Below are 14,709 nucleotides of genomic sequence, written 5' to 3' on the forward strand. Positions count from 1 at the left end.
AGACTGATAACGCGGTCGAATGTTATTAGTCTTACTGATACAAATCCGAACGAGAAATGGACCTCAAGCAAATCCAGTACTTCATCGCGCTCTTCGAGGACGGATCGGTCACGCGCGCGGCCAAACGGCTGAACATCGTGCAGCCCGCACTCAGCATGCAGATCGCGAAGCTGGAGGAAGAGCTGCACCAGCAATTATTCGAGCGCGGCGCGCACGGCATGGCGCCGACGGCCGCCGGACGCCTGATGTATCGGCTCTTTCTGCCGATCATGCGCGACCTTGCGCACGCGCGGCAGCAGCTTCAGCAGCGCGACGAAGTGGTGACGGGGCATGTGAGCATTGGGCTCATCGCATCGGTGACGGAGAGCGTGCTTGCCGATTCGCTCTCGCGCTTTCATGCGCGTTATCCGCATGTCGAAGTGACGGTGGCGGACGGCTTCACCGCGACCTTCATTGACTGGGTCGCGGGTGGCCAACTCGATGCGGCCCTCATCAACAAGCCCCGCGCGCGCCTATCGCTGGATTCGCAGACGCTGCTCGATGAAGAAATGGTGCTGGCGACGAGCGTCGAGCACGGCCCTGACCTGCCGCACACGATCGAGCTTGCGCAGTTGCCCGAACTCGAACTCGTGTTGCCGACCAAGCGCCACGGCCTGCGCGGCGTGCTCGATACCGCCGCACAGCACGAAGACGTGCTGCTTGCGCCGCGTTTCGAAATCGACGTGCTCAGCACGATCGTGAAGCTCGTAGAGAGCACCCGCTTTGCGACGATCCTGCCGCGCATCGCCGTTGGGCGGGCCGTGCAGCGTGGGACACTGCGGGCCCATCCGATTCTCGCGCCACGCATCGTGCGGCATATCGTGCGCGTGAGCCACCCGCGCAGGCCGTTGTCCGCTGCGGCCGAGACGCTCATCGAGATCATCGCCGACGAACTGCATCGCGTGTCGAACGCATCCGTCACGAACGCCCCTCTTATCTCCAAGGAAACTGCATGAAAGCACCACACTGGATAGCCGGCGCATGGGTCGGCGTGCCTTCGGTCGACAGCATCAACCCCGCTACGGGCGAAAGCATCGGCCAGTTCGCCGACGGCGGGGCGGCGCAAGCCGATGCGGCCATCGCCGCGGCACGGAAGGTGTTCGACCGCACGACGTGGGCACAGGACGCGCGCCTGCGTCAGGACGTGCTGCTCGCATGGGCCGGCGCACTGGATGCGCAACGCGAGCCGCTTGCGACCCTGCTTACGCGCGAAAACGGCAAGGCAATCGCGCAGTCGCGCGGAGAGGTCGCCGCCGCGATTTCCGAGGTCCGATATTACGCGGGACTCGCTCGGCACATCGCGGGGCACGTGCTGGAACCAGAGCCGGGAACGATCTCGACAATGCTGCGTGAGGCCGCTGGCGTCGCAGCCATCTTCGTGCCATGGAATGCGCCCGCGGTGTTGCTGGTGCGCTCGCTCGCGCCCGCGCTCGCCGCCGGCTGCACGGCAATCGTCAAATCCGCCCCACAGACCCCGCTAGTTATCGCAGCCATGCTGCGCTGCTTCGAGCAGACCGCGCTGCCGAAGGGCGCAGTGAACCTCGTCAACGAGATCGGCTATGCGGCAGGCGAACGGCTGGTCGAATCACATGACGTCGACGTGGTGAGTTTCACGGGATCAACCGCGACGGGCAAGAAGATCATGGCGGCCGCCGCCGAAAGCATGAAGAAGCTCTCGCTGGAACTCGGCGGCAAGTCGTGCTGCGTCGTCTTCGAGGATGCGGACGTCGCCGCGATCGCGCCGCGTATCGCGCGAGCCGCGACGATCATCTCAGGTCAGCAATGCACTGCTGCGCGGCGGGTGCTCGTACATGCCCGGCGAGCGGCGGAGATGCGTGAGCATCTGACGCGTGCGCTCGAAGCGCTGAAAGTAGGCGACGGCATCAACGAGGCAATGGACATCGGTCCGCTAATCGACGCGGCCACGCGCGACGCAGTCGATCAAACCATTGCCCGCGCCTGCGACGAAGCCGATCGCGTACTGCTGCGCGGCACGCGCTCAGGACACGCGTTCCTCTCGCCAACGCTCATCGAACACCGCGACCCGAAAGCATTCTTCTGTCAGGAAGAAATTTTCGGACCGTTCGTCACGCTGGAGACGTTTGACACTGAAGCGCAGGCAATCGACAGAGCCAACGACACCGTATTTGGCCTCTCCGCGAGCGTGTGGACCAACGACGGCGCCCGCGCGTTTCGCATCGCGCGCGCGCTGCGCAATGGCACGGTGTGGATCAACGATCACAACAAGCTCTTTGCCGAAGCGGAAACGGGTGGCTACCGGCAAAGCGGTCTCGGCCGCCTGCACGGCTACGATGCCCTCGCCGACTTCACGGAAATCAAGCACATCTGCATGCCGGCCGGCGTTGCGGAAGGTATCGCGCCGTTGCGGTGAATGGCAGGAAACGCTGAAAACGCCTGCGTTCTGGCGCGAAGGTGGCCCGGGAGATGGCGGGCAACGCAGTGAGCTGTGGCGCCTTGTAAGTGGAGCAGAAACGGATCTTGCGTGGTTTCTGCATGATGCGAAGCGTTCAGGATTAGCAAAGCGAACGCCTCGTCGACACATTGGCGCCTGTCGCGGCGTTGATCGCCATGCATGATGAAGACGTTGGTGAACCGGGTTCGCGCGGCAAAGGATGAAACGATTACCCCTTGTTCGAAATGCCAAGGCGCACCGCTTCCGGCGTGATGGGAATATGGCGAAGGCGAGCCCCCACGGCGACAAAAATAGCGTTTGCGATGGCGGGGCCAACGATGGTTGTCGCTGGCTCGCCCAAGCCGACGGGCACCTCGGTGCTCTCCACAAAACTGATGTCCATATCCGGCACATCGCCGATGCGCAGCGGCGTGTAAGTATTCAGATTGGTGTCCTTCACCTGGCCGTTCTCGAATACGGTGCCTTCGTACAGGGCCATGCTGAGCCCCCAAAGCGCGCCGCCTTCGATCTGCGCGCGCGCGCTTCCCGGATCGACGATGGTTCCAGCGTCGATTACGATCGTCAGCTTCTCCACCGTGACCACACCCGTTTGCCTGTCGACGCGGACGCGGGCCGCGCATGCCGACCAGGTCGGCATGTCGCGTTCCTGACCGAAACTGGTGGCAAGGCCGAGGCCAGTATCGGGCGGCAACGCAGCGCCCCAGCCGGCGCGCGCGGCAGCTCGGCGAACGACCTCCGCTTGCCGGTGCGCCCCGCCGACGGAGTTCGGTGCAGAACCGGCGTTGCGCCCTTCAGCCGTAAGTAGCCTCAGACGGAAGGCAACGGGATCGGTTTTCGTGTGGTGGGCAGCCTCGTCGATAAAGCTTTCCACTGCCCAATTCGTCCAACCCGGTCCCACCGAACGGAGCCAGCCGGGACGGAATGTGCTGTTGGCAAGATCGTTCGAAATAGCGCGGACCTTCTGTGCGCCGACCTCATACCAATGATCCGCGCCCGAAATGGCGAAAGGATCATAGGGTGCGCCACCCTTCCCCTTCGGCATGAAGAAGGCTGCCATGATCTGGGTGGGCCACCCCGCAGCGGCGGCATGCTCCATCGCCGTCACCTGGCCATCCTCCCCGAAGGCCATGCGCAATGTCTGCACCGAGGGGGAGCGGACTGAATCGAAACGTGCGTCGTCTGAGCGAGTCAGCACCATCTTCACCGGCCGGCGCAGCGCTTTCGCCGCGAGCGCGGCGGGCACGGCGTAGTCGCCGTTCAGCCGTCGGCCAAAGCCGCCGCCGACCCGATAGGTACGCAATACGATACTCGTCTGTGGCCGGTCGAGCGCCTTGGCGAGCGTCGGCAGGATCAGGCTTTGCCACTGGTTGCCAGTGTGGATTTCAAAGATGCCGTCCTTCTCGAACGCGAGCGCGTTCAACGGCTCGAGCTGGAAATGCAGCACGGTCGCGGTGGTGTATGTCTGCTCCAGTGTCGATTTAGCTGCGCGGAAGGCCGCAGCCGTATCGGCGCTACCGGTGTCGAGCAGCACGCCGCTATCCGCCCGTCCGATCTGCTGAACGGCGTGATCCAGAATATTGTTCTCCGATACGGTTGCGCCGGGGCCAGGCGTCCAGTTGACGGTGATCAGATCAGCTGCCCGGATCGCAGCAGGATAGCTCTCCGCGATAACCATCACCCAGCCTGGCACCGTGTCCGACGGATCGTCGATCACGATGGTCTTGATGTAGCCTCTCACCTTGCGCGCCCGGCTGTCGTCGAACGAGTTCACTTTCGATCCGTTGCGCGTCGGTGGGATCTTGGGCCTGCCGTAGACCATGCCGGCTACTTTCGCGTCGATGCCATAGCGCGCAGTGCCGTTCGTCTTCTCGGGGACGTCCAGCGCGGCTACCGGTTTGCCCACCAGACGGCGCTCGGAAGCTGGCTTGATCGGCAGTTTGTCCAGTTCCTCGGGTGTATAGCGGCGATCGAGATTACCGCGTTTAACGATGTCGCCATACGCGATAGAACGGCTTCCTGCCACAACCGCGCCGGCACGGGCGGCGCAGTCGGCCGTCGATACGCCCAGGAGCTTCGCGCCTTCCTCGATCAGGACGATCCGGCCGGCCGCACCCGCGTGGCTGAAGACCGGCCACGTCTGCCAGGTCGACCAGCTTCCGCCCGTCACCATTAACCCCCATTTGGGATCCGTGTCGACATGGATGATTCGGACCTTATCCCAATCGGCCTCCAGCTCGTCGGCCAGGATACGGGCGAGCGCGGTGCCGACGTGCTGGCCCATTTCTGCGCGGATGATGTTGACGGTGACGATGCCGTCACCGTCGATGGAGAACCACACGGTCGGCTCGAACCGGAGATCGACAGCGGCAGGTGGCGGCACCCTGTCGGTCGCCGTGTGGTCCATCGCAGTGGCGGCGACGCCTGAAAACCCGAACGCGGCTCCCGCGCCTAGCGTGGCGATCAGGAAGTCGCGGCGGGTGAACGGTCGGGCACCCTCGCACATGAAGCGCGGCCTAGTCATGTGTTGCGTCACTCCGTAGGGCTGCTGCAGCTTGCTTGATCGCCGCGCGAATGCGCACATACGTCATGCAACGGCAGAGATTGCCGGACATGACCGCGTCGATATCCTGGTCGGTGGGGGACGGAAAATCCTTGAGCAAAGCTACGGCCTGCATGATCTGCCCGGATTGGCAATAGCCGCATTGCGGCACCTGCAGCGCTTGCCAGGCCTTTTGCACCGGATGCTCGCCCGCGGGATCGAGTCCCTCGATCGTCGTCACCTGCGCGCCGTCGATCGCGCTAACCGGCGTGATGCAGGAGCGCGTCGCCCTCCCGCCAACATGTACGGTGCATGCGCCGCACATGCCGATGCCGCAGCCGAATTTCGTCCCGGTCAACCCGATATCGTCACGGATCACCCACAAGAGCGGTGTGTCCTCCTCGACATCCATGGAGACGGCCTGGCCATTGATGTTGAATCGTGTCATGGTTGCAATGCTCCGGACTTCATCGCGGCCTCACTCTTGCCCACGGCCTTGCGCACGTATGGCGGCAACTTTTTTCTCGAGATCGGGCCAAGGTGCGAGGTTGGTGTGCGTCGCGCGAAGATAGGCAGCGATCCGCGCGACGTCTGCATCACTGAATCCATGAATAAATCCCGGCATCACGACGCCAGGCGCGCCTTCCTGCGCGCCGACTCCGTAGAAGATGACCTGGATCAGATTGGTTGGATCTGACAAGCTCACCGCGCTGACGATCGCGAGATCCGGGCGAAGTGGATGTGGGCCGTTGCCGCCGTTGTAATGACAGGATGCGCAGGCGGCCGTGTAGAGCCTCACAGCGGGATCGTATTGCTGTCCACGGCCGCCCCGGTCAACAACAAGCGCTCGCTGGATCGCGGGCTGGACTTCTGAGCCGCGCCCAGCGGCATCATTGATATCGGCAAAATAGACAGCGAGCGCCTCGATGTCGGAATCAGGCAGTTTGGCGAGACCCTTGTGAACGACGGGTGACATCGGACCCATCACTGTGCCGTGAAAGCGGCTGATGCCGGTGCGCAAATAGGCAAAGAGCTCCTTCTGCGTCCACGGTACGGGTGAAGGGTTGGCCTTTGTCAGTGGCGGAGCCAGCCAGTTGTCAACCGCGGCACCCGAATAGGCATGTCCGCGCTCTTCGGCGCCCAGGCCGTTGCGCGGCGTGTGACAGGCGCTGCAATGACTGATGCCTTCGGCGAGGTAGGCGCCCCGATTCCATTGCGGCCCACGCGCCGGCTGCGTCTCGAACCGGCCTGGTCGGAAAAACAGCAATTTCCACCCAGCCTGCAAGGCGCGGATGCCTAGCGGGAATGGCAACGTATTTTCCTGCGCCGATGCGTTGACCGGCTCCCGAGTCATGAAATAGGCGTAGAGCGCCGAAATGTCGGCATCCGACATCCTGGTGAAATGGTCATACGGAAATGCGGGAAACAGATGCGATCCGTCGCGCGCCACCCCTTCTTGCATGGCCCGGCGAAAGGCCTCCTCGGACCATGTACCGATTCCCGTCTCCGGATCGGGGGTGATGTTCGTCGAATAGACGGTGCCAAATCCTGTCCGCATCGCATAGCCGCCAGCGAAGGGGCGGCCGCCCTTCGCCGTGTGACACTCCGCGCAAAAACCAGCTGCGGCCAGCACTTCGCCGCGCATGACAAGTTCACGTGCAAAGGCGGATGGGACGGGCGGCGAAATCGGCGCAATCGTTGGTCGCCAGGCAAAATAAAAAGCGCCGATGACTCCGATGAGCAGAACAGCCGCCACACCGATAAGAATCCGCTTGAGCATGGGGCTAGTCCACACGATGCACCTTCTTTCCTCTAACGCAGGCTTGCTGGATTCTCATCGCTGCTCCTCGTCGGTTTGTGAATGGACTCACGCGCACGCGGGCCACGCCCAGCACCCCGTAGGCATCCGTCTACGATCGGGCGCGCCGGGCCGATTTTCCCGCCACCGGTCGATGCTGCTACGTGAGGGTCCCGGTCTCGCAATCCTGGCTGCAGCAACGGTCGAATCCATCGAAAACGGCTGATGCGAGGATCATTCGGTTCCAGTTACCGGGCACGCAGGTCGCGGTACGTCGAGGGCGGAATACCCGGTCGCCAAAGGCGATCGGACGGCCGGAAAGCGCGCAAGCGCCCTCGACACGTGCCAGTCCCAGCCGCCAGATCTGGTCAACGTAATGCCCTGTCTGTGAATCGCTCCAGCACACGCTCAAGGTGTGACCGCTCAACACCTCCTGAACGACAATCTGCGACGGTCGCGGCAGCCATTCGACCCAGTCGACACTGCGTTCACGCCGCGAATTACGGCGGCGGAACTTCTGTTTGAACGATGTTTCGACGGCAGGCGTCGCAGGCCGCGCGTCGGGACACAAAAGGCGCAACAGCGCCAGCTCGAACAGACGAACGTCAGATGGATGACTCATAGTCATATCGATCTCGTTTCATGCGGGAAGGACTCAAACGCAACCCATCGATTTGCTCGATTTCTCTGGAAAATATGTGGAGACCCTTCCGCGGAATTACGGTTGAATTCATGCTCCGCGCCGCGCGCGAGCCGGCCTACCGCGCAGCAAGGCCGGTGACGCGATGACGATAACAACAAGACTAGGCTCTTGCCAGTCGCACTTCTTTCTCATTCCTGCGAAGACGTGTCGGATCTCTGCGCTCCTGCTGCGCGGCTTTCAGTTGCGAAAGTACAGCAGCATTACGCTGTGTCAGGTTGGTCGACAGGCGGCGGTGGAGTGAAACAATGAACAAGACGAAATTGCTTTACCGCGGTCACCGGCTCCCTGCCATCGAAGCGGCGCGACAAGACCGCGGCCAGGCGCTTCTTTCGACATGTGCTGCGATCAAACCCGGTGCCGCGGAAGGTGTGCATTTCGTCGTCTTCGCCATGCTTATGCTTGTCCATGCAATCCGTCTAATGCCTGCCCAAGAAAGAACACCCAGTGAATGGCCTCGGGGAAAAGAAAGGCCTTACGCTGCGCCTGGGCAACATATCTCGCCGCATCGAAAATGAAACTCTCGACGGAAATTCAAAACCACTGGCAAGCGCTAAAGTCACCTTGAACATGGATAACGCAATAAACGGCCACGCTGCTCGGTGATACTGCTCCATATCGTGGAAATTCCGTTCGTTACCCGGCGGGAACGACGACGGATCGAATCATGCCTCACACATCCACACGAAGCACCCACCTTATAAATAACAACGACTTATCCAAATAAGGCGAGACGGGCGCCGTGGCATATACCGTAGTCCACAATACGGAATTCTTTGTTTTTGACACGCTTGAAAACAAATGTGGTGACTCTATAGTTGACTTCACGTACGAACATGACTGACCAAGGCGGACACTCCGCTACCTACCTCCGCCCAACTCCGAAGTAGCGGTTAGAAAATCGACCTACCAAGACGCAATCTAATGAGGATTCCCTAATGAGTATGACCAGTAGTCGGACCCAAAAGGTGGTTGTGGTCACCGGTGCCGGAATCGGGATCGGACGAGCCACTGCAAAGGCATTCGGCGCGTTGGACTATAGAGTGATCGTCACTGACGTTCTACAGGCAGAAGGAGAGACGGTCGCGGCGCAGATTCGGGAAGCCGGAGGACAAGCCGAGTTCTATCCGCTCGATGTTCGCGACACCAATGCCTGTAACGGACTCGTCGCGACCGTTGAGAAGAAGTATGGTGCAATCGATTCGGTGATCGCAAACGCAGGTATCGCCCATAGAGTTCCTCTCGATGAATTGACGGACGAGAAGTGGGATCTCACGATGGATATCGACCTGAAAGGCGTCTTTCGCATCATTCGCGCAGCGTTGCCGGGAATGAAGCAGAGGAAATCGGGAAGCATCGTGGCTGTATCTTCCATCATGGGCGTCGCCTACGGATGGGATGAACATGCACACTACTCGGCGGCAAAAGCTGGCGTAGTGGGTCTGGTACGCGGCCTCGCCGTCGAGCTGGGACGCCACGGGATCCGCGTCAATGGCCTCGCCCCTGGGTTCATCCGTACTGCGCAGGCACTGTCTGAGCAGCATTCGAAAGGAGAGGCAGGCCTTCAGGCTGTGTCGGCGTCAATCCCGCTCGGCCGTGTCGGTGAGCCGGAAGACATGGCGGATGTCATTACGTTCATGGTGTCGGATAAAGCCCGGTATCTCACGGGACAGACGATTATGGTCGATGGCGGCTTGGCCATCCAGAGCCATTAGCCAATTCAACCGCTCATCATCACGTTTGGAGGAAATCATGGGGAGCCTGACCGGTAAGACTGCTTTGGTCACAGGCGCGGCGCGCGGAATTGGGCAAGCCATCGCCCTAGCCTTCGCGAAGGAAGGCGCACACGTCGCGGTACTTGATCGCCGGAAAGAAGACGCAGAGCAGACGGCAGCCCGTATCCGCGACCTCGGGGTAAGAGGCGTTGCTATCTCTGCTGATGTTGGCGAAGAATCGCAGGTGAACGCTGCGGTCGATACCGCTATCGCAGCGCTCGGCCGTATCGACATACTGGTCAACAACGCCGGAATCGAGTCCGCATCGCTCGTCGCCGATATGCCAACGGAAATGTGGGACAGGATGATGTTGATTAATCTGCGCAGTGTCTTCCTGTGTACGCGAGCTGTCCTCCCTGGCATGCGCGCGCGCAAGCACGGACGAATTATCAATATCAGCTCTCAGCTCGCACATAAAGGGGCGAAGGAACTTGCCCACTATGCTGCAGCGAAGGCCGGCGTAATCGGCTTTACACGCTCGCTCGCGTATGAGGTGGCGGACCAGGGAATCACTGCTAACGCGATCTGTCCAGGACCGGTCGACACGGAACTGTTCCGTAGCCTCCCCGAAACGTTTCGACGCGCCAAGCTCGCGGAATTGCCGATCGGACGAGCGGCTTCCGTCGACGAAATCGCGCCCGCTGCCGTATTGCTTGCGTCCGACGCCGGATCCTACTTCCTCGGCGCCACGATCAATCCTAACGGCGGCGACTATATGATCTGACGGCTGGCCGTAGCTGAGACGTTATCCACGCTCAAGCTGCGGCTCACAGACCGACCAGGCAAGTGACTGAACTAGTTATTTCGCCATCCTAATTACATCTGTAGAAACACTTACTTTTGCCGTAAGGCGAAGGAGTATTTTTAAATGGCCAAGTTAAAAAGGACCTTTGACTTTCGGGTCGATCCGATACTGCCGAGTGACGTTAAGCGAGCCACCATTGTCGCGTTCTTCGCGTGGGTGTTCGCCGTCTATGACTTCATCCTGTTTGGCACGCTCCTTCCCGAGATTGGCGCTCATTACAAGTGGGACGCCGCGGAGCAAGCCGAAATAGCAACGTTGGTTGCCGCTGGAACCGCTCTAATCGCGTTTGTAATTGGGCCGATTCTCGACAAGGCAGGACGCAAGAACAGCCTCCTGTTCACCGTCGCAGGCGCGGCGGTCTGCTCCGGGCTCACTGTGGTCGGCGGATCTCTCGGGCGCTGGCCCCTGATTTTGATCCGCTCGCTTTCTGGTCTCGGGTATGCAGAAGAGACGGTCAATGCCACGTATTTGAACGAACTTTACACTGCGGCCAACGACGCGCGACTGAACAAGCGCAAAGGCTTCATTTATAGCCTGGTACAGGGTGGCTGGCCGATCGGCGCGCTCGTCGCCGCAGGCCTCACGGCTTTGCTGTTGCCGCGTGTAGGTTGGCAAGGATGCTTCGTCTTTGCGACGTTCCCTGCAATCGTCATTTTCTTCATGACGCGTCGTTTGAAGGAGAGCCCCCAGTTCCTGGTGCACAAGCACGTGAAGCATCTTCGTGACTCCGGCGAGGAAGAAGCTGCCCGCAAGATAGCGGCGCGTCACGGGATCGATTACGAACAACATTCTTCGGCTGGAATTGGGGCGGCCTTTCGCGGCGAATCGCTCCGACCCACGCTGGTTCTCGGCGGCGGCTTCCTCTTGAACTGGTCCGCCATTCAAGTCTTCGGCGTACTCGGCACGACGGTTTTGACGCAAGTCCACAACGTTTCATTCGAGAACTCACTGTTGATCCTCGTCCTGTCGAACGTGGTCGGCTACCTTGGTTATCTTTCGCACGGCTTCATTGGCGACAAGATCGGTCGGCGAAATACTCTGGCGCTTGGATGGATGCTTGGCGGCTTCGCATTCGCGGGGATGCTCTATGGTCCTCATGACCTCTACGTCGTGGTCGGGCTCTACAGCCTCGGCCTGTTCTTCCTGAATGGCCCGTACGCCGCGGCCTTGTTCTTTATCGGCGAGAGCTATCCGACCGCAATTCGCGGCACCGGCAGCGCAATTGTCCATGCGATGGGGCCGATTGGCGCTATTTTCGCTGGCCTTGGTATCACGGCGGCACTCAGCTCGGGAAGCGACTGGCTCCACGCAGGCCTGTTCTTCGGCGCAGTTCCGTGCTTCCTCTCCGGTTTGCTGATCTTCGCGACGCGCCACGTTGATCCGGAACAGCATACGTGGAGCGAGGCAGTGCATGAACCGAGCTTTGTGAAGGCGCAGGAAGCTGGCCGCTATGACACAGTAATCGAATAAGCCAAATCAATCTGACGCCAGGCGCCGGGATCAAACAACCGTGCGCCTGCGTTTTGTTTCATTTTCCGCCGCCAATTACGAGACTGCGTCGCCTCTGCCGAGTCACGCGGCTAGACGCGTCCGCGCAGGTCCGAGATGTCGAGGTTAGCCTGGTGCACGAGGTTCTGAATTTCGCGCGACTCAGTGCGTAGAAGTGAAACCAGTTCTTGCTGGCGCGCTTGCGACAGACTGCCAACCAGTGCAGTAACGCTAAGCGCGGCGAGCGGGGCACCAGCGCTGTCCCGGATGACTGTGCCCACTCCGCTGAGACCGGGAATAAGACTACTGTCGTGCGTTGCGTACCCGACGTCCTGAGAATGCTTCACGATCTTCAGCAATGACGGCACGGACAACCCGCCATAGGTGAAGAGCCGCTTCGCGTTTGCGTGGCAAATCCGGGAAATCTCGTCATCTGGGAGAAGCATCAGCAGCGCAAGACTTCCTGCGCCCACCCCCAGCGGTCGATGCACACCGATCTGTATGGCAGGTACAGTCACGGGCTCGCCGCCCTCGGCTCTCGCGATCGAAATGGCGTCCGAGTCGCTACGAATGGTCAAGAACGCGATGTCCCCGGTCGACTGGGCGAGCCGCTTCAACGACGGCTCGCAGATCGCCTGCAACTTGAACTGCGTTGCAGCGGTCAGTCCGAGTTCGTACAAGCCGTGGCCGAGCAAATACCGGCGCGTTTGTGGGTGCTGCATGACCAGCCCTTCCCTCACCAAACAGCTCAAGATTCGGTGGATAGTCGGACGCTCCAGCTTCAATTGAGTGGCCAGGTCCGATAAGCGCAAACCGTGCACGCTGAATGACGCGATCTCTCGCAAGATCCGAGCCGCGCGTTCGATGCTTTGTGTTCCCGATCCTTTGTTCATCGCTGACGATTGGCTCCCGGTATCAATATCCATGTCGCTACATTCCCATTAAAGCAATCATCCTACACGCTTATAGTCCACAAAGCGGACTCATTTTTAGCGGTGCCCCGTTGTTCTTGGTAATTTGGGAGGTTATGGTTGTATCGAACGAACAGCGTTGATTAATCAGGGACTTGAGGATGGTTCCAGAGCGCTGACCCATGACCGATGGTCGCTGAAACGGTTGGCATCTTCAATCGTTGTCCGTATTGCGGACCTGCGGCACAGAAGGTGCGCAGCGCATGCGCCCACCACCCCGCTTCACTTCTGGAAAGAGACATTAGGGAGACTCACCATGCCGCAACGAATCGTCGATCTGACATTGACCCTGGCGGACAACATGCCCGCACACAAGCTGTTTCAGCGGCCCATCATTGCGCCTCACCTTACTCACGAAAAGTCACTCTCATTGGGCTTGGGCGTGCCAGAGGACCCGATGACTTTCGCGACCACCTTCATCAGCACCTTGGATCACATCGCAACGCACGTTGACGCCTTTTATCACACGAACCCGAAAGGCCAGCCAGTCGACGAGATGCCGCTGTCGATGTTCATGGGCAAAGCGGTCTGCCTGGACATGACGCACATCCCTGACCTGGGTGACATCGACGTCAGAGATCTTGAGGAAGGTGAAGAGAAGGCAGGCGTGAAGATCGACGGCCACATTGTGCTGATGAATACCGGTCTCCATAAGCGACACTATCCAGATCTGAAGGTCGTGTGGAGTAACCCAGGTCTGACTGCTGAAGCAACCCATTGGCTTGCGGATCGCGGCTCCAAGCTGCACGGAGTAGAGGGACCGTCCACGGACAAACCTTCGCATAACCTGTTTCCGAGCCATCGCGTCTGTCGCGACCGGGGGATTACTCATTACGAGTGGCTGGTCAATCTCGAGGAACTGGTCGGTAAAGGTGAGTTCATGTTTTACGGGCCGCCGCTCAAGATCCAAAACGGAAGCGGCTCGCCTGTCCGCGCCTGGGCCGTCCTCAACGACTGATCCTTGTCAAACCGGTGTACTGAGCAAGCAAAAGGGAATCTGATACGGGTTCCTGCCGCACAACCACGCAATCGTGCAGGGCAATACCATGAACGCCTCCGCTGACAACGATCAACGCATCCCCATCACTCTTCTTACAGGTTTTCTCGGCGCAGGCAAATCAACCTTGGTGAACCACATTCTGTCGAACCCCGACTCGGGAAAAATCGCGGTCATCGTGAACGAGTTTGGGGAAGTCGGTATCGACGGCGATCTGATCAACAGGGCCTCGGAAGACATGTTGGAACTGAGTAACGGATGCATCTGTTGTTCCAGCAAGGATGACCTCATCGAGTCGCTGTACAAGCTATATATGCGAAAAGCGGGACTTTCAGAGCCCAGGATCGAGTTTGATCGTGTGCTTATAGAGACCACAGGGATCGCAAATCCTCTCCCGCTTGCGCAAGCTTTCTACAGCGATATGTCACTGAGCCTTACCTACCGCCTGGACGCTATCGTCACGCTGGTCGACCTGAGACACGTGAAAGATCAGTTGGAGAACGCGCCGGAGGCAGAGCGGCAGATTGCACTTGCAGACAAGATCATATTCAACAAGCGCGATTTGGTCGATGACGAGCAATATCACTCGGCAATCTCACTGGTACAAGCACTGAATCCGATTGCAGCGAAGACTACCACCAGTTTCAGCGACGTGGCTGCCACCGACTTGCTGGACCTCGGTTTATTTGATCCAAGCACACGGGAAGAAGCAGTCGCAAGCTGGATCGGCATGGAGAGTGAATCGGCAAGCGGGTCCGAGAACGCGTCCTGTACCTTGTGCGCTTCTGGAGAACGTCACGACCACCATGATCGGCTACATCCTCATGCTGACGTGTCGTCTGTAAGTTTTCGTGAGCCTGATGCAGTTGATTATGAAAAATTTCTCGCATTTTTGACGGAGCTGACGCAGAGCTACGGTACGAATCTTTATCGCGTCAAAGGATTGATCAAGTTCTCTGGAGCGGACCGTCCCGTCATCGTACAGGGCGTTCAGACCGTCTTCAGCCCCCTTACCTACGCGGAGGCGTGGCCTCGAGGCCTATCAGAGACTCGCCTCGTCGTAATTGGAAAGCGCCTCGAACGGGAGCGGATCATTGCAGGTTTCAGATCCTGCATCGCGAATGAATGCGACGTCGTAAAAGACGGCGTGATCATGATCTAAG

At 59.7% G+C, this 14,709-nt stretch carries 12 protein-coding genes and 1 pseudogene; 8 read left to right on the forward strand and 5 right to left on the reverse strand.

Features of this window, described 5'->3' with window-relative positions:
* Nucleotides 1-56: 56 nt before the first annotated feature.
* Both C2L66_RS37430 and C2L66_RS37435 read left to right on the forward strand, forming a co-directional pair.
* Nucleotides 57-995 carry a LysR family transcriptional regulator gene (locus C2L66_RS37430; RefSeq protein WP_060609122.1) on the forward strand — a complete coding sequence of 313 codons (939 nt, stop codon included), beginning with the start codon at nt 57-59 and terminating at the stop codon, nt 993-995.
* Nucleotides 992-2,431 carry an aldehyde dehydrogenase family protein gene (locus tag C2L66_RS37435; protein WP_054931170.1) on the forward strand — a complete coding sequence of 480 codons (1,440 nt, stop codon included), beginning with the start codon at nt 992-994 and terminating at the stop codon, nt 2,429-2,431. The genes C2L66_RS37430 and C2L66_RS37435 overlap by 4 nt, the downstream gene beginning before the upstream one ends.
* A 250-nt stretch (nt 2,432-2,681) precedes the next feature.
* On the opposite strand, the gene C2L66_RS37440 is transcribed toward C2L66_RS37435, so the two are convergent.
* The 4 genes from C2L66_RS37440 to C2L66_RS37455 form a co-directional block, all read right to left on the reverse strand.
* Nucleotides 2,682-4,994 (reverse strand): xanthine dehydrogenase family protein molybdopterin-binding subunit, encoded by a 2,313-nt coding sequence (locus tag C2L66_RS37440; protein ID WP_060610588.1) that lies wholly within the window; start codon nt 4,992-4,994, stop codon nt 2,682-2,684.
* Nucleotides 4,987-5,460: a (2Fe-2S)-binding protein gene (locus C2L66_RS37445; RefSeq protein ID WP_060609125.1), complete on the reverse strand. Its 474-nt coding sequence runs from the start codon at nt 5,458-5,460 to the stop codon at nt 4,987-4,989. The genes C2L66_RS37440 and C2L66_RS37445 overlap by 8 nt, the downstream gene beginning before the upstream one ends.
* A 30-nt stretch (nt 5,461-5,490) precedes the next feature.
* Entirely contained in the window at nt 5,491-6,792 is a 1,302-nt protein-coding gene (locus C2L66_RS37450; RefSeq protein WP_054931173.1) for a c-type cytochrome, read from the reverse strand.
* 178 nt (nt 6,793-6,970) lie between these two features.
* Nucleotides 6,971-7,438 (reverse strand): DUF3331 domain-containing protein, encoded by a 468-nt coding sequence (locus C2L66_RS37455; RefSeq protein WP_225032094.1) that lies wholly within the window; start codon nt 7,436-7,438, stop codon nt 6,971-6,973.
* 360 nt (nt 7,439-7,798) lie between these two features.
* Between C2L66_RS37455 and C2L66_RS42460 the strand changes: the two are divergent.
* The 4 genes and pseudogenes from C2L66_RS42460 to C2L66_RS37475 all read left to right on the forward strand — a co-directional run.
* A pseudogene (locus C2L66_RS42460) lies at nt 7,799-7,882 on the forward strand (IS6 family transposase); the annotation flags it as partial.
* Between the two features lie 566 nt (nt 7,883-8,448).
* Nucleotides 8,449-9,225: an SDR family NAD(P)-dependent oxidoreductase gene (locus C2L66_RS37465; RefSeq protein ID WP_054931174.1), complete on the forward strand. Its 777-nt coding sequence runs from the start codon at nt 8,449-8,451 to the stop codon at nt 9,223-9,225.
* Between the two features lie 37 nt (nt 9,226-9,262).
* Nucleotides 9,263-10,009 carry an SDR family NAD(P)-dependent oxidoreductase gene (locus C2L66_RS37470; RefSeq protein ID WP_060610591.1) on the forward strand — a complete coding sequence of 249 codons (747 nt, stop codon included), beginning with the start codon at nt 9,263-9,265 and terminating at the stop codon, nt 10,007-10,009.
* A 144-nt stretch (nt 10,010-10,153) separates the two neighbouring features.
* A complete protein-coding gene (locus C2L66_RS37475) occupies nt 10,154-11,560 on the forward strand; it encodes an MFS transporter (RefSeq protein ID WP_054931175.1) in 1,407 nt (468 codons plus the stop codon).
* Between the two features lie 110 nt (nt 11,561-11,670).
* Here the strand turns inward: C2L66_RS37475 and C2L66_RS37480 are convergent, their stop codons facing one another.
* Nucleotides 11,671-12,504 (reverse strand): IclR family transcriptional regulator, encoded by an 834-nt coding sequence (locus C2L66_RS37480; RefSeq protein ID WP_063803400.1) that lies wholly within the window; start codon nt 12,502-12,504, stop codon nt 11,671-11,673.
* A 301-nt stretch (nt 12,505-12,805) separates the two neighbouring features.
* Here C2L66_RS37480 and C2L66_RS37485 point away from each other — a divergent pair, with 301 nt between their 5' ends.
* Both C2L66_RS37485 and C2L66_RS37490 read left to right on the forward strand, forming a co-directional pair.
* Entirely contained in the window at nt 12,806-13,507 is a 702-nt protein-coding gene (locus tag C2L66_RS37485) for a cyclase family protein (protein WP_054931177.1), read from the forward strand.
* An 88-nt stretch (nt 13,508-13,595) separates the two neighbouring features.
* Complete coding sequence (locus tag C2L66_RS37490; RefSeq protein WP_060609131.1) at nt 13,596-14,708, forward strand: CobW family GTP-binding protein; 1,113 nt, start codon at nt 13,596-13,598, stop codon at nt 14,706-14,708.
* The last annotated feature ends 1 nt before the right edge of the window (nt 14,709 follow it).

Source organism: Paraburkholderia caribensis, assembly GCF_002902945.1.
Classification (GTDB): Bacteria; Pseudomonadota; Gammaproteobacteria; order Burkholderiales; family Burkholderiaceae; genus Paraburkholderia; species Paraburkholderia caribensis.